Raw genomic sequence first — 16883 nt, 5'->3', positions numbered from 1 at the left:
TTTTACTTTATAATTAGGTGTTATAGCGAGAACTTGTAACCCACGCCCAGGGCAAAAAAGTGAGTATCGGCAATTGAAGACACGGCCACTTGCTGACGTCCGGCTTCGGCCTTGATAACAATTTCAGGAATGGGGAAATAGTTAATGCCGATACTGGTCCAGGTATTCTCATAGCGCTTAGACGCGGTGCCGGTATCGACATCGGCTAGCGGGTTGGAATAATCAATATTGGCAAAAATGGTAATGGGGACCGAAGTGAAATAGCTCAAATCCACACCAGCCTCGACGAAGAAGGCTTCAGACTCTGAGCCAAGCTGGGCAAAGTTGCCTGGTTTTAGACCCGGCGTGGTCTTGTTTGCCTGAGTGATGGCATCGGCATCGCTCAAGGTGCCATTGAGATACTGACCGCGTAAGATCCAAGGTCCCTGTACGAAGGCGCCGGATACGGCCAAGATGCTAACCGTGCCATCACCGCTAACCTTGTTGCTCTTATGACGATTACCTGAGGTATTACCATAGTAATAAGCGACGCCGACGGCGCTGCCCTCTTTAAAGTTGCCGTAATCCAGACGCAGTGCGTAGGCGAGGTCGTCGGCATTAACATGCTCGAAGCGCTTCTGGTGACCGGATGCAATCCAGTCATAGGTACGGAAATATTCGGAGTTTAGACCACTGACAACCTGAGCCTGATAGTGGAAGTTAGCCATCTCACCAAATATGCCGACACCCATCTCATTCCAGACGGCAGGTAACATGGCCGTCTCACTGCGGTGACGCAATACCGTCAGGTATTGATCTGGCTTATGTAAGATGCTTGATAGTCCAATTGGCAGATGGATATTACCGAACTTGACACCGAATTCATCACTGGGACGATATCTCAGCTCCGCCTTCTCGATCATCACCTCACCACCGGCTTCGACTTCAGTTTCAAACTCACCGAACTCATCGAAACCATCGTATTCGAGGGATGTCCCGGTGCCACCATGTTCGTACTCGATCTCGACTTCCATATCCCATTGATCGTTGAACTGGTAGCCGAACTCGGTGACAATGCGTTCGAGATCGAAACGGCTACGACGTTCAGGACTGGTATCTTGTACGTTCTGGTAATACTCATCGCTGGTGTAAGTCATGCTGCCGTATGACTTGAAAGAAAATTTACTCCAATTACTTTCAGTTAGCGCTTTTTTTGCAGTTGCAACCACCTCAGCCTGCTCTTCTTGCTGCTTTAGTTGCATTTTTTGTTGGGCAGCTAACTCAGCGAGATCGTGTTTAAGCTTATTGAGTTCCGCCTCCTGTTTAGCAATCGCCAGCTCTAATTGAGCTGGGTCTGTTGCCGCCATGGCACTAGTACAGCTAAATCCAGCTACACATAAAGCCAACAAACTTAACTTGGTTTTCATCTATCTCTCCGCACAAATTAACATCACCACCTAAATTCGCGAACAAAATACAACAAATGAAAATCATTTGCATTAAAATTTACACTTAGGTTTTCGATCTTGTTTACAATGCGTCTACACAGTTATCACCAGCGATTCAAAAAACACCTAAACTGTGATGCTGAGAGTCCCAAAAAATCAGGCCAGCGAAAGCTGGCCTGATAATCGATAGGATAATGCCTGTTAACACTCTTACAGGCTGGGGAGCATTGCCCTATTACGGATTGATTTTTCCCAGCAAGCCTCCCCAATGAATCACCTGGTCATCTACGAGTTGTTCATTGTTTAATTCTGCCAAAATCTGATGAAAATAGACGGTTTTCTCTTTGGTTATCAGCTTAAACTTACGCTCACTCGCCTCCTCTATCTTACGTATCACAATGCCTGTATCGCTGTCGGCATCGTATAAAACCAGATCGTCATCTCTTCTTTGTAACAAGAGTGAATCAGCATCACTTAGCGCTAATCTAAGACTGGAATTTCGGCCATGAACATCGACCACTACCTGGCGATAGTACGCCAGTTCCTTCTCGGCTAGCACATAGGTTTGATCCTCGGTTGCCCCAGAAATCATCACACTTGTTACCCCCTTGATAAGTGGTAATGTTAATCGCTCATTTCTATGTGTTTTATCAGCCTGTAATACCAGGACGCTGCCCTCCTCTAGCTGAGCAAGTTCGTAGTAACCGAGCACATCTGAGGTATCTCCCTTAACCCTTAGCAACTGCTTAGTGGTCGCGTCATGAATAAAATACGCATCCGTGTCGGCATGATCTTTACCCAGATATTCGAGATAATGACTGGCGTTCAATACACTCGAACCGATCACCTGTTTAGATTGGCTTAAATACCAAGCTGGAGCCTGATGAGCCTGGCCCTGTATCTTCACAGCAGTGACCATAGGATAAGCTAAAAATGCCAATCCACCCCGCAGATCGGCCTTATTCCTCTCTTTCCAGGCTGAGGTTACCGCTATCAAGATGGATTCATCTAAGACAGATGCACTCGTCGCCAAACGGAACACGAGTCCCTCTGTCGTGGTCAAGTGTAGATAGTTTCCTTGACGCACGGCCAAGCTGATGTCTTGGCCTAACGGCTGATACAGCACCGCATCCGAGATATCGAGCGAGACAAGCAGGTCCTCATTCGGCGCTAGAGACGATCCTTGCGTCTCTAGCGCCTGTTTATAAAGCACCTGTTCGCTTAAATCGTATATCCAGGCATCTTGTTCATCTAGACTCAAGCCGAGATATGACAGATTATGACCATCAAGATTTCGCCCCGCGACGACCATGCGCCGTTTTTTAACATCGAACCAGACATTCACCGTTTTTTTATTGCTGTGGCTTAAGCCCAACAACACCAAATTTTCCAGCGTGAGCTCATGTTGCCCTGTGAGTAACGTCAGTGACGGCACCAATGAGCTTCTATGTGTTTTAAGCCAGTCAGCACTCACCCCGGCTAATCTCGCCTGACCTGAGTTATCCAGGAGTAACAAGCTGCCGCCTTGCTGTAACGCAAACAACTGCTGATTATTGGTGAACACAGATTTGAGTGAATCTATATCGACTCTGTTGGCGCGGGTTCCTTCTAAGCCATTATCTGTCTGGAAATATAAGTTTTGTTCACTATGACTATAGAAATAGAAGGCTTTATCACTGGAACTACTCACCTGGGTGACAAAAGCCAAGATCAAATCATCGGGTAACGCTTGCCCTAGATTGGCCTCGATCACGCCCTGTAAACCCACATGACCTGGTAGGATCCAATAACGTTTATTGATGCCATCGACTCTGCCGGACAGGGTGATGGCCCGATCTAACTCGGCATCAATCCACACCTCAGGGTCGAGATCATGCTCGGGTATTAGCCAGTGCTCACCTGTTGAAAACAGCTCGGCAACGTCAGGATAATTAGCTAGGTTTGGGTTTCCTGCGGCCGACATCAGCTCGGTATCCCCCTGAACAGAGATCAACAGAAGCCTGTCTTCTTCCACACGATAGGTCCAAGCCACTAGCTGGCCATTGTCTCGTTTTTGCTCGATGGAAAAGTATAAATGTTCAGCCTCTTGCCACGCCCTGCTGCTTGCGATAGCACCGGAATCGAACCCCAAGGCTCGATATTGCTTCAACACCTTACCTGTAGCGATATCGACCTGCCATAATGCTGCCTGATGGCTGAACCAAGCCCGATCTTGTTTGATAGAGACTAATTTGGCTTGATTCAAGAAATCGTGATTCGCCGAGTTATTGGTAAAGATGAAACGATCTTCACTCACCTGATAAAAAGCCTGGCCAACCGAGTCCTGCCCCGCATCTGGATGATAATTTTGCACCGCAACGAACTGACCACTTAACTGTTGCTTGGTAGCCAAACTGGCCAGATGAGCCTGCAAGGCCTGGTTGGAATCCCAAGTACTCGCATCTTCTACGGTTAATATCGCCGCTTGTTGCTCCATATCGATATAAAAAACTTCATTGTGCTTATTGAGCACCAATATCGCACCTGTCTGTAGGCTAGAGAGAGAGACCCTCACTCCGCCAACACTGATGTGATCTCGCTGCACCCTGATGTGCTGTGAATCTAGATGGCGAGCATCCAGCACCCAAGTTGTACCACGCGCTTTCCGTGAGCTGACGGCTAACGAGAGGCTGGCTCCAGGCTGCAACACGATATGATATTCACCCTTGAAACCCGTGAATTGATAATGTAATTTTCCATTTAATTCATCATCTAGCTTACGCATGTAGATCTGTCTGTCTTGCTCATCCAAGATCACGGCGATATTGGTGTGAACAAATTCCTGAGTCGTAGTGCGAATGATATATTCCGAAGGAAAAGTATAGAAATCATAGTCAAAACGCTTATCCTGCTCGAGTCTACGTAACACATCGAATCCGGCATCATGCCTTGTGGTCGCACCTGGCAGATTTTGATATTGATAACTGATATAAGATTTAGGCGTTGCAGGCAGCACCAGAATACGGTCTTGGGCATCGAAACTGGCGGTATCTGAATATCCGATCCCCTCTCTGACATTAATGGCTTGTGACTTATCCCGCACTTGTGTGGGCATATCTCCAGCCCAGAAGAAGTAATTGATCTTACCCGAGCCTGTACTGCCATGATGGGTGCGATAAATATATTGGCTATCAAACCTGAGTCGATTGGCCTGAAGATCCAGCTCGATGATCACTGCGCCATCTTTAGGCTCAATGCCATGATAGTTTTCACCATCATCTAGCACCTTATCGACCCTAACATAACCACCAGATTGATAGGCGGAGTCTATGTCTGCAAAAATTTGCCCCACCGCCTTGGCATCGTCAGCAACCTCTCCAAATGCCTGAGCCAGCGCGGTAAAACCGACCGCCAAACCACCGGCAATGACGCCAGCACCACCGAGGAAGGCACCCGCAGTTGAGGCGCCAATTAGCCCGGCACCAATTCCTGCTGCGCTGGTCACCAAACTGGCCGAGTCGAAGACCAATTGGGTGCCATACACGGCTTTTTGAACCTCATTTTGCGCATGCGCCAACTCATAACTGTCGAGCACCACATTGATAAAGCCTAAGCCTATGCTTACCCCTTCGTTTACGGTATGGCTCACCGCTGAAAGTGTCGAGCCGGTCACCGCCTCGCCCTCGCTGATCGCCACCCGGTATAGCTTGACGATTTTGCTGGCATCTAATACGGTGCCGTGAGCTATCTGGGTCAGGTTCACATAGGTGTGGACTCGCAGCGCCTGGCTCAACCCTTGGGGTAAATGTTGACCCGCCACCGAGGAACGACTCTTATTTTGGAACCAAGAAATAATGCTCTGCACCGCAAAAGCAGAATTCAATCCATCGACATGCTCGACCTCGGCCACCCCATGCCGGGGAAGCAACTCTCCGTTGGCATAGGTATAGCGAGTCTTAATGCTCTCTAAGGCATGTTCATAATGACGTTTAAACTGCCAAATACGTTCATCCCGTGTGATCAGCTCACGTACTTGCTCTGTGTNAAGGCTATTGATNACAGGNATGGTATAGCTGCCATCGGCATTGTCGGTGATATTTTCAAACACAGGCAGCCAATTATGATCTAGGCCCTCACGTTGGAAGAGCTGCTGCGTCGCCGTAAAGAAATCCTCAGCCATATTGACACTTTCTAACAGAGTCAGAGCCGACTTTAGCTTAAGATCGGCTTGCAGGCTATCCGTAGTTTGTGCCACCGCGGCGGCCGTTTGATCTATGCTCACGTTAAGGACTCTGTCTTCGGGACTGATGATATCAGACACATATAACCCATTGGATAACCGTATTTTCACCATTTTTTCGGTATCGATCCGACGCATTTCAAATTCGGGAGAACGCTTATCCTCGCCATAGGCAGAGTATAAATGAGCATAAGATTGCTTGACTAAATGTTCGCTCAAGCCTTTAGCCAATGATTTCGCATTGTCAAAGGTAAACACGGCAAAGTTAGGATCATAAAAATAATATTTGTCTTGCTTAGCCGTGGTCGTTTTTCCCACTAGCATGGTATGAACCTTAGTGTTCATCAACATGAAAATGGATCCATTGGTGCCCAAGTGCTCGGCTTGCAAGTCTGCCGTTATTTGTTGAATGCGACGATTCCCCAGCTTTGTTTCTGCCGACATCGCCTCATCGTTACCATGCAAGTAGCCTATTGTTTCATAAACCGCTCTGGATGTTGTCGATTCGGGATCAGCCGCGGCGGCGTATAAGTTTGCCGCAAAATCACGAATACCCTCGCCCCCTTTATTGGCTATGGCTGAGGCCATCATTCGCGACAAGGGTAAGCACCGACCCGGCTTAGCTAACAATATGAAGGCTTGTGGCATAAGCTGGGCGACTTCTCCCCCCTTGGCTTGTATGTAGGTCGCTACTTTCTGGGTTTTATCCAGTGCGTTTCGATACAAGTCTCGCTTATAATTTTCCTTGATCCGTGATATTAGGGCGCCCTTATGCTTAAAATTAAGACTCTTAGACGTATCTAACAAGAGTTCCATCATCTCTGATGTCGTCATATCCACTCGCCAATCCGGAATATCCACCTCGCCAGAGTCGGCCAGGCCTTGCTGATACTTCTGTTGTCGCTCACCGGTTAAATTCTTGAGTACGGTTTGATAATTGGTATAGCGCTCGACCAGGCGTAGATCGGCTCCTCCTGCCAGATCACTATCGATCGCGATAACAGCTTGGGTCCCCTCACGCTGCTTTTTATCTAACCATAGCCACATGCGGTCCGAATCGATAGAAGCCGTAATATCGGGCTGGTATTTATTTCTGTAAAACGCTTCGGTGACCCTTATCGCTCTAATCTCAGCCTGATAGCGTGTTTTTAGCTCCCCGCTGGCAGTCTTTAACAAATCATAGACAGTATCTCTACGCGCAAATGCTGGCGCTAACTCTCTGGCTATGCCTCGATTAATCTGCTCACGTAAGTCTTGCCATTGAGTCAAGGCCGAGTTTTCCGCCACATTCATGGGCTCATTTGGGTCAATCGGCCGATCTTCAGGTCGTGGTAATACGTCGATGTTGAGCTCTGCGGCGCGCTTTAGCAACTGGTCCTGGTCCCCGCGACGCATTGCTGCAAATTTTGCTTCCCTCAGGCTATTTGATACTCGCTCTGGGGTTTGAATAATGGCAACACCCTCGGCCCCATCACGCTTAAGCCATCTGAGTTCACCCAGATCTCCCGGTACTACGTGTTGTGATTGGCGCTGTAACATCATTTGCCAGCGACCACCTTTGAACAAGAGATAGCTAGCTGCGACGTAATCACCCACTCCAACACCCTGATAATCTGAGTAATCCACCGACATGACGACATTGTCATATAAGACTGAGCTCCCCCCTCGACCATCGTGATACACGCGATAATGGGTCGCATTAAGATCGGTTACAATCACTGAACATCCTGTCAGAGATCCAGTGAGGAGGAAACTGCCCTCCAAGGCGGCCTTAGGGATATCCACATAAGCGGGTGATGTGTTAGTTCGGCCATTGAAACCAAGGAAATAGGCGGGAGCCGTATCGACGCCAGCCGTTGGGGAAAGATGAAATTGATATCCTGTAGACGTTGCCGCTAACCTGGCATAGCCATGTCCAGGCAAGATGCCATTTTTTATCAATTCAATCACATCCACCGTATGCTCGCTTAAGAAGCGTTCGGGGTCCTTGATAAATTCGCTCATCGCTTGGGACGTATTGACCGTGAGCCTATCACTCCCATAGCCCATTAACATCGGCGGTATGGCTTTTATGGACTCTCCTGCTCGAACGCCGAGATCATTGTCGATGGCAGCTTCATTATTTGCATGCTCGGCTGAAAAAACGGGCACGCTGGTTAACAATGAAGCAATAACAACTGCAAGAAAGGTTTTATTCATACTATATCCTTGTTTGAATAATGATTCATAGTCGCGAGTCATGTTCGATAACATCATAAAATGAGAGCAGGTACTGCTAGCTATCCCTCTATATTAAAAATATTTTTTTGCGACCAGGCTAGATAAGCCCCTAAAAAATAGGGGCTTTTATGACTAGAAATTCGAAGACTCTTAGGTTTGAAATTATTAGAGGGCTAAGCGCATCCCAGCGGTTATATTGGCGGACACTTCACTCACTGGCGTGTAATGAATTCTGAGACGTCTACTTTCCAACCAAAGATTAAACTTACCTAGCTTATCTGGGGTTAAGAGATAGCGGTTAGTACGTCCAGCCTGCACTGGCATCTCAGCATCTCCGCGCATAAGAAAAGTATCGCCAGTATGACCATTGGCGTGATAGAAAAACGTTTCCCCATCACTGGTAACTTGTATGTAGCCAGTATGGATCATATTTTGGTTCTCAAAGGTTTCCTGAAAATTAACAAAACCAGATTCTGTGACCTCATCTAAATTTAACACCGGTGATAAGTCATTCACGTCAAGACTCACGCCCATTAGTTGTCGATATTCGCGCGTGTATCTAACGCCTGGCTCATTTTTCATCGCAGCGAGGAGATAGGTCACCTGCTGCTTACTCAAGGCTTTTTCGGAGCGGGCTAAACACACCGCCGCGTCATAACAAATCCCCATATCGCTGGCTCTAGTATCCGCTCTCACTTTTAACTTGACGGCACTAATGGCTTGATATTCTGATGGGCTAAAACACGCATCGAACACACCGGCATCGACATCAGGGATGGCAATGATGCTGGCGAAAAGTAACACGCTCAGCGATAGATGCCTTTGACACCAAGACTTATTGCAATTAAACATAGTGGCTACTCCCAGGTTTTCCAATCGAAGCATGGCTCGCATTAAGTGTACTCTTCATCCTAAATCCCATCGTTGCGGTTAGATCGTGAATTGCTACTGCGCTCGCAGCTCAGGTTTAGCTCGGCCATCCTTGAACTAGCTATAGCCTGAATAAACGCCAATGAATCGACGCCCATGCCAAGTTCATGGACGAACCTAGGGAGAAAAGGCAAGACTTGCAGGTTTTGATTGCCTGACATCGCGAAAAACACCGCCTGCAAAGGGGCGAAATCCACATCACAACCTTGTGCCGATGTGTCTATATACTCCTGCGTGACCACTTGAATCGCGGCCAGCTGCTCAACGAGATTAAGCGAGTCGATATCCTGATAGCGCCTGCCATCGGCATGGCTAATCCTGAGGGGGCTCAGAGGATTACTGCCGTAGTGGGCTTGCCAATCTTCGGTATCGGATGCCGTTAAAAACATCCTTAAAGACTGCACCAATCGCGCTCGATAGTCGTTTGCAATATTCCCAGTCGCAAAACGGAGCAGGTTGGCTGGAAGCGTCTCATTGAACAGGGGGGAACTTAAGGCTGGATCTGGATGACCCGTGGTTTTTCGCTGCAGCTTGGCGATAACGGCGTAGCGATGAAAATCGCCGATCTGCTGATTGAGCCATAAAGGATTTTGAGTCTCGGATAAATCCATCGCCAGCTTCATGGTGACCTTCATCGATGCCACCAGCGCTTCCACCGTTGTGGCTCCTCGCTCCCTAGCCTGAATTAAGCCGGCATATATTTTCGGCGCCGTGGCTTGGATATCCACGCTACTGGGATGAGCAAAATAATGGTATTTCTCCCATTCATCACTCCTCCATCTAGCCTTAATGGCCAAAGGCACTAAATATTTTAATCCATAAATGCGGGATGAGTGATTATCATCACCAAAAATATTATCACCATAACCTGCTAACCAATTCTCTATGGTACGCAGGGACACATCCCTATGAACGCCATCATCGGCTAAATAGCCAGAATTCCATCCGCCACAGTTAAACGCTCCCCCGGTACAATCGCCACCTAGATCGCGATCAAATAACCACCTTCTCACCTCAGCATCGAGGCGTTCAGCCTCGGGTCTTGCAGTTTGTTGAGTTAGGAAATGCGTGGCTTGCACCTGCAACCAGTTCTCCTGATATTCGATGTTCCAGCCCGCATCAATTAACATGCCTAAGTGTTCATCGAACATGGCTAAATATTCTTCGATTTGTGGCGACCTTATGGTGCTGAGGATGTCGTCTTGGTTAACATTAAATTGCCGAGTAATTGCGGGGGTCGTGGTGCATTCCGTATGAGGAAAGAGCGTTCCTTGGCTAACACAGGTTTCATAGCTAGGAGCTAGCACTATCAAACCTGAGTCTAATTCGCTGGCAGTTGCCGAGCGATAGAGCAAGCTGCGTACCATTTCGTCGATGGCAGAGCGCGAACCCTGTCGCAGGATAAAATCCTGGGTGCCGGCTACGGCGCCAGATGCAAACAGTTGCCCAATCGCCTGATGCCCTTGCTGGCGCATTTCATCGATTAGCCTAGCTCTGATCTGTTCCAGATTAGTCGCGGCGGTATCTATGATGTTTTGCTTGGCATCGAATGCTTGGGTAAAGAACGCACGAGTCTGGCTAGCGCTAAAACCCGCTAGGTCTCCCTGGCTCATGCGATACAAGTTATCGGCTAGATGACTGATCTTCTGGAGCTGACAACTCTGGACACGGGCTAGCTTACTGTTGAGCTCACGCTCATCTATCTGAGCACCGCCGGGGCGATTGTTATCTAGGCCACTGGCCTCCTGGGCCAGTAATGTGAGTAATTGCCTGGACTCAGCAGCACACCCATGCTGAATGTCCGCAGAAAAAGTTCGCTCTGCGGCTTCATTTAGCGCCAGATGGGTCATTAACGACTTATACAGCTCCTGATCGATACCATTGATCAGTTCTTGTGCCATTTGAGTCTGACCCTGTACGGCCTCTATGTAATGGAGTTGATATTTGAGCCCCACGTCGATGAGAAAATCCAGCGTGGTTCTTTGCAGAAACTTATCATAGCCATCAGAGAAATGCGCCCAACGCACCTTGTCGATATGATCTTGTTGAGTGGCGAGATCTTGGTGTAAGGTATAACTGTAATGCTCACCGCTTGCTATGCTGTCCCAATGGCTGGCGATGATCTTACGATCAATGTCTCGCTCTGGCACCTTGAGTAAGCCAAACACATCGATCAACCCCATGATGGACTCAAATCTATCATAGGCGGTTCGACTCTCGTCTGCGAATGTCTCGGCCACATCCTCGGCCCACAAGCCGACAGCCAAGATATCACCCACTGGCCCCAAGGCTTCTAATGCGCCTGCGGCGACCTTTTCGGCCGTTCTCCCCATTGAGCGCAATAATCTAAGGGACTCAGCACTCGTCAGAGCCAATGCTTCGTCGGGCCCCCTAGTTAAGTTTAACGCCGTCGCCGAAAAAACATCCAGCGCCTCAGGGAGCTCCCCCTTGATCGCCAATTCTCCCCGCGGAGAGGTTAACAAGGCGTCCGTAGGACTGACCTCACGACTAAATATCCTATAATTGTCTTGCTGTAGAACACGATAACTCTCTTCATCCAACAGATATTGCTCGTCATCAATGGGGCAAAACTCCGACCCTAACACGGGGGAGGAAACGGCCAGAATAGATAGAAAAATGATTTTTTTCACTGTATTACAATCCTTTGTAGCATGTTAACTTTTAACTTTGGATGACGACGCTTTCCGTCAACTTCCTCCAAAATATAATTAGCAGATAACCACCGTCTGGCCCTCGGTGGCCTTGGACTATACAAATAAATTTGGGTCTCAAGCTAACAAGTTCAGTCGGAAATTTGATAAATTCAGTCGGTAATTGGATAAATCAGATCCCTAACCCGATCAAGAATGTTAACCCGTGGGAGCAATAGCTTATAAAATGCGATTACTAGCTCAGGTTATATTCGATAACTAAGGGGTAATTGAAGCAAGGTGCAGGGCAGTTTAAGCAACATTCTAGCTCGAATGATATACATGCTCAGCATGTTCAAAAAAAGCGGATTCGATCATGAAGCCAAGCCCCCAAGCTAATGAGATAGGTTCCTTTAGGCTGAAAAAAGGGCTGCAACTTCAGATTGTCAGAAGTTGCAGCCCTAGGATTATTGACTGAAAATAAACAGCGAAATCAGCCGCTAAAAGCAAACATGACTAGCCCGGAGAGCAGCACTAAGCTAAAGAGAGAGAAGATGGCCCAACCAAATTTATTATGCATGTCTATGACCTTATGAGTACACCGAGAAATCTTCGAAAACGATATTAAACATAGGAATACCTCCTACGCCTTCGAGCCCCTTGCTGACAGACCTGATAAATGGCGTTGTGCCACAAGAAAAATACAGATAATCTTGGTGATGTTCAAAATTAATATGCGTCTTCAAATACTCAGCATCGATCCTGCCGCTATCCCCTTGCCAACCGGCCTGAGGCTGGGATAACAGAATTTTCATGTCTAGATCTAACTCTTGAGCCAGTTCAGATAATTCATCCATATACAGCAGATCCTGCTCGAAGCGGCAGGCATAAAACAACTTGATCGGCTTCTTCTCCTGTTTGGCACGCATCTCACGCAGCATACTCATTATAGGCGTCATACCGATCCCCGCAGCCAACAAGACGATGCCCTTTTCACGCATCTGTGTCCCCCGGCGCTTACTCAGACTGAGGTGACCATAGGGCCCATATACATAGGCATTGCTGCCTAATTCAATTTGCTCTATGGCGTCAGTGAAGTCACCGACTTGCTTGATGGTGAAACTGATATTAGGCCTGTCTGACGGGCAAGAACTGAAAGAAAATGGATGGGGTTTGCCCACGAATGGACTGGGACCGAATGAGACAAATGCATACTGACCGGCCTCAAAAGTCATGGATTCGAATCCTTGAGGGGACAAGGTCACTAACCATTGACTATCGGCGGCGGGCTTGATCTCGACCACACGATAGGGCCGCTTGCGCTGCTGATAAGGGATCCAGACATGTACATACAAGAGTGAGCCCATGGCTGCTAAGGTGAGTAATACCCAGTAGGCACTCAGTAGGGGATGACTGCTGTAATGACCCTCTGCGATGGCGTGAATCACCATGACAACCACCAATACCAAGGCCAACGCAGCATGACTGACACGCCAGTAGTCATAGTTCATCTTGAACTTGGTATGGGCCTTAGCCAACAAAAATTGCAACACGACTAATAACAAGCCGACGGCTATCAGCCCCATATATTTAGGCAGTGAAAAACCTATGATGACCATCAGGTGGACTGCGATCAATACCAGCGCCAGTCCGGCTATTCGCCGATGAAACTTAAGTGTTAGATCCAGCCCTCTGACCCCCGAAGCCCAATTGAAACGCCCCGATAACCAGAACAGGCTTAACAAGAGCATCAGCGCCAACATGCCACTGCCGACGGCGAGTTCTCTGAGCGCACTGTCGCTGCGTTCCACACCAAGCAAACGTGTTAACAACAGAGGCGCTAACATGAATAAGGCATAGACAAAAATGAAGGCTATCGGGCCATTTTTAGTGAAAATGTATCGATAGGGTACAGCTTGCTTAGCAGTATCCATGTGAGTCACCTTAATATTATTGGGTCTGTGAAACCAGATATTCGACCGCTGCAACTATCTGCTCTTCAGTGCATGAATCACACCCCCCCATAGGGTCCATGCCATCGACGCCTTCTATGGTAGCTTGTGACATTTTATCGACGCCCTTAGCTAAAAATTCCTGCCACGCTTGCTTCTCTCCGATCGCCGGTGCTCCCGTTATCCAGCCCTTGAAACCGCCGCTGTGACACGAGGCGCAATTCTCGACAAAGACAGCCTGTCCGCTAACATTAATCTCATCGGCGATCAGCTGCTGAGAAAATGAAGTCGCCAAAATAACAAGCAATAAATGCTTTATGCTTAAGTAACGGAGAATATTTTTTTTCATGACTTTTTTCCTGTTAAATGTATAGATTAATTTTATGATCCGACCGTTGCCATCGTGTCAGATACCGCCCTCTCGCGGCCTAACTTAGGCTTAAACGAACCGAGTATTAATTCCAAAACCAGGGGGATCACATTGCTCATGCCGACCATTTTTTCTATGGCAACCTTGTCAAGAAATGCCTGACTCACTTCACCATCGGGTAAGGAGGCTTCTGCCAATTGTATAATTTCAGGCATCATAGGCACCAAGAATACGAACGCATTGGTGGCGAGAAACAGGTTCATCGCCATCTTGGCTTTTAACCAGTTGGGCTTAGCCTCGAATTGGAAATAGAGAATAAGATCGGCAATGACCTTCATCGCCAGACCTGGAAGGATCAAGATAAAGGCACTCTGCTCTTTATAGATATACACATTATAAGCGGTACTGGCATCCGCATGACCTAAGGTCACACCGATCACAATATGCGAGAGTATGCCACCGACATACATGATGCAGCCAATCTCTTCAATAAACTTAAGCACTTTTTTTAACGACATAGTATTCAACCTCGGTAAAACAGCCTTCGATAAATGACGACCACAAACCTAGAGCATATTTATGTCTCTGGTCGAAGGTGACAATCGAAATAAAAAAGCACCTCGACTCGAATAGAATCAAGGCGCCACGAAAAAACCACCACATAATAACAAATATGCAAACACTTGCAAGTGCAGCAGTTGCAAGTGCAGCGTTTATGAGCAAGACTGTGATCTCGGTTGAAAATTCACTCTTTTGTGGTTTATCAATATTCACTGATTACAAATGACTCAACGACACATACAATGGAGGTTCGAACCTTTCACTCAGCACCAATATGACAATGAATAAAGCACACGATATTGCAAGGGATAACATATCGGCCGCCAGACAGACAAGCATCGGTTGGATGCTAAAAATGCTCTCCGATAGCTTAGATAAGCAGATGAATCAGGCATTGAAACCCTTGGGGCTCAATCTAAGCCAATTCGCGATCATGATGGTCTTAATAGAACGCGACGATATTTCTCAGAGTGATATCGGCAGACAAGTCTTGATGGCCAGCTATGCCACGACCCGTAATATCGATGTCCTGGTGAAGATGGGACTGGTACAGCGCCATCCGCACCGACAATCCCGTCGCAGCATAAACATCTGCGTGACAGAGCAGGGAACCGCATTAGCCGGCAAATTAATCAATATCCTCAGAGAAGTGAATCAAGCGCTGCTGCAACCACTTGATGAGGCGGAGCAAGAAACATTAAAGAAACTGCTGCCTAGGCTAATATGAGTGAGCCCTACAGAGCATACTGCTAAACTAGATCGAGGACGATATGACCGAATCCGCGAAAATAAGCCAAGTAAAATCAGCACAATCTGATGTTTCTGCGCGCAAGAAAGCGCTCCTTTTAGGCCGTCAGCTTGGCTTGACTAGTGAAGATGGTTACAGCCCTGCCAATGCCTCTACCTTAGAGCGCGCCGAACACAGACAGCGAACCTTGATGAGCCAGTATCAGATCAATCTGGAAACCATCTATAAGATCGCCTTGAGCATCACGCCATCAGACGTCACTGGCGCCGATCTCGATCCCGACTGGTCACATCAGTTTTTTCAAATCGCGGAGCAGATACATAACCGTAAGATGCAGGAGTTATGGGGTAGAATTCTCGCCAATGAAATCACCAATCCAGGTAACTTTAGTCTAAGGACTCTGACAACGCTGAAACAGCTAACTCACAAGGAAGCGCAGATATTAGAGAAAGCCTTAGGCATGGCAGTGAAGGTCAACAACGAGACTCGATTGAAGCTGATCATAGGCTATCGATATGGGGGGGGGATTGGCCAGATATTCAGAAAGTCATCACCGATTAATATCGGCTTATCAAATTTTGGCTTGCCCTATTCCAATATTCTCACCTTAATAGATGCGGGCATACTGCACCGCAGTGAATTTGAAACCGGTTTATTAAACAGCAAGACACCTATCCATTTTACCTTGTTCGATACTCAGATGAAACTGACCCCTAAAAGCGGCCATCTGTTATTTAACTATTATCGTTTAACGCCGATTGGTGATGAACTCACCCAGCTTATTAACCCTAAACCCGACGGTGAATACAACAAGGCAATGAGGATTTTGTTCGCCAAAGACTTCAAGATAGAATCAACGTCTAGAGACTCAAGCTAGGTGGAATTACAGTGCTAGCTCGACCTTTAATCTTTGATTCACCCCTTGAGCCGAGTCATTTTGAACCGAGTCAGGTTTAAACCAGTTTAAGGTGTCGGCGAGTTCGACTACTTCACCAATGATCATCAAGGCTGGCATCTTAAGCGCAGGATTTGATGCTAAGCGTTCTAATTCTCCCAAGGTACCTATGAAACACTGTTGATCTTGGGTAGTGGCCTTGGAGACGATGGCCACAGGGGTATCGATATTGCGTCCGGCCTCTAACAGCCCAGACTTTATCAAGCCAGCATTCAATATTCCCATATAGATGACTAAGGTGTTGTTGGGGTTTGCATAACTTTTCCAATCCATTGGGCGGCTCTCCAGCTGGCAATGACCCGTGATAAAGGTCACCCCTTGGGCATAATCTCTATGGGTCAGTGGAATGCCCGCATAGGCCGATGTGCCACTGGCAGCCGTGATACCCGGAACGACTTCAAACTCTACACCCGATTCGACTAAGCTCTGCAGTTCTTCGCCGCCGCGGCCAAAAATAAACGGGTCGCCCCCTTTGAGTCGCACGACATTCTGCTTAGTAAAGGCCTTGGTGACCAGAAGCTGATTGATCTCATCTTGAGCGGCGCTGTGTTTACCAGCGCGTTTACCGACTGCGATTTTCTCTGCATCCTTGGGGACCAGAGCCATGATATCTTCACTGACCAGGGCATCATAGAGGACAACATCGGCGCTCTGGAGGATGCGATATGCCTTGAGCGTTAACAGCTCAACATCTCCCGGACCCGCCCCCACCAACCAAACTTTGCCACCGGCTCTCTGGCCAGGTAAAGTGACTATTTCCATCTCTATGCCCCACACTCGATTTTAATAGTGTAAATATAACCGCCTACTTATAACTTAATAAATAGTTATTTCTTTACTGTTATACGTT

Annotated in this window: 10 protein-coding genes; 2 read left to right on the top strand and 8 right to left on the bottom strand. The window is 47.6% G+C overall.

Annotation, left to right across the window (positions count from 1 at the left end; translation table 11 throughout):
- Positions 1–20: 20 nt before the first annotated feature.
- The 7 genes from HRU42_RS03095 to HRU42_RS03065 all read right to left on the bottom strand — a co-directional run bounded on the left by HRU42_RS03095 (position 21) and on the right by HRU42_RS03065 (position 14287).
- On the bottom strand, positions 21–1406 hold the full coding sequence (locus tag HRU42_RS03095; RefSeq protein ID WP_295028882.1) for a hypothetical protein: 1386 nt from the start codon (positions 1404–1406) through the stop codon (positions 21–23).
- Between the two features lie 256 nt (positions 1407–1662).
- Complete coding sequence (locus HRU42_RS03090) at positions 1663–7845, bottom strand: TcdA/TcdB pore-forming domain-containing protein (RefSeq protein ID WP_295028881.1); 6183 nt, start codon at positions 7843–7845, stop codon at positions 1663–1665.
- Positions 7846–8031: 186 nt separating this feature from the next.
- Positions 8032–8718: a hypothetical protein gene (locus HRU42_RS03085; RefSeq protein ID WP_295028880.1), complete on the bottom strand. Its 687-nt coding sequence runs from the start codon at positions 8716–8718 to the stop codon at positions 8032–8034.
- Positions 8719–8777: 59 nt separating this feature from the next.
- A complete protein-coding gene (locus tag HRU42_RS03080) occupies positions 8778–11447 on the bottom strand; it encodes a hypothetical protein (protein WP_295028879.1) in 2670 nt (889 codons plus the stop codon).
- A 590-nt stretch (positions 11448–12037) separates the two neighbouring features.
- The gene (locus tag HRU42_RS03075; RefSeq protein ID WP_295028878.1) at positions 12038–13381 is read right to left on the bottom strand and encodes a hypothetical protein; all 1344 of its coding nucleotides are present in this window, start codon (positions 13379–13381) and stop codon (positions 12038–12040) included.
- A 16-nt stretch (positions 13382–13397) separates the two neighbouring features.
- A complete protein-coding gene (locus HRU42_RS03070; RefSeq protein ID WP_295028877.1) occupies positions 13398–13748 on the bottom strand; it encodes a c-type cytochrome in 351 nt (116 codons plus the stop codon).
- A gap of 32 nt (positions 13749–13780) precedes the next feature.
- On the bottom strand, positions 13781–14287 hold the full coding sequence (locus tag HRU42_RS03065) for an enoyl-CoA hydratase (protein ID WP_295028876.1): 507 nt from the start codon (positions 14285–14287) through the stop codon (positions 13781–13783).
- 317 nt (positions 14288–14604) lie between these two features.
- Between HRU42_RS03065 and HRU42_RS03060 the strand changes: the two genes are divergently transcribed.
- Both HRU42_RS03060 and HRU42_RS03055 read left to right on the top strand, forming a co-directional pair.
- Positions 14605–15057 carry a MarR family transcriptional regulator gene (locus HRU42_RS03060; RefSeq protein ID WP_295028875.1) on the top strand — a complete coding sequence of 151 codons (453 nt, stop codon included), beginning with the start codon at positions 14605–14607 and terminating at the stop codon, positions 15055–15057.
- Positions 15058–15100: 43 nt separating this feature from the next.
- Complete coding sequence (locus tag HRU42_RS03055) at positions 15101–15955, top strand: TIGR03899 family protein (protein ID WP_295028874.1); 855 nt, start codon at positions 15101–15103, stop codon at positions 15953–15955.
- Between the two features lie 6 nt (positions 15956–15961).
- Here the strand turns inward: HRU42_RS03055 and cobA are convergent, their stop codons facing one another.
- Positions 15962–16795 (bottom strand): uroporphyrinogen-III C-methyltransferase, encoded by an 834-nt coding sequence (cobA, locus tag HRU42_RS03050; RefSeq protein ID WP_295028873.1) that lies wholly within the window; start codon positions 16793–16795, stop codon positions 15962–15964.
- Positions 16796–16883: the final 88 nt, after the last annotated feature.

It is taken from the genome of Shewanella sp. (assembly GCF_013214165.1).
In the GTDB taxonomy this organism is placed as follows: domain Bacteria; phylum Pseudomonadota; class Gammaproteobacteria; order Enterobacterales; family Shewanellaceae; genus Shewanella.
This window is presented reverse-complemented; position numbering and strand designations above follow the sequence as displayed.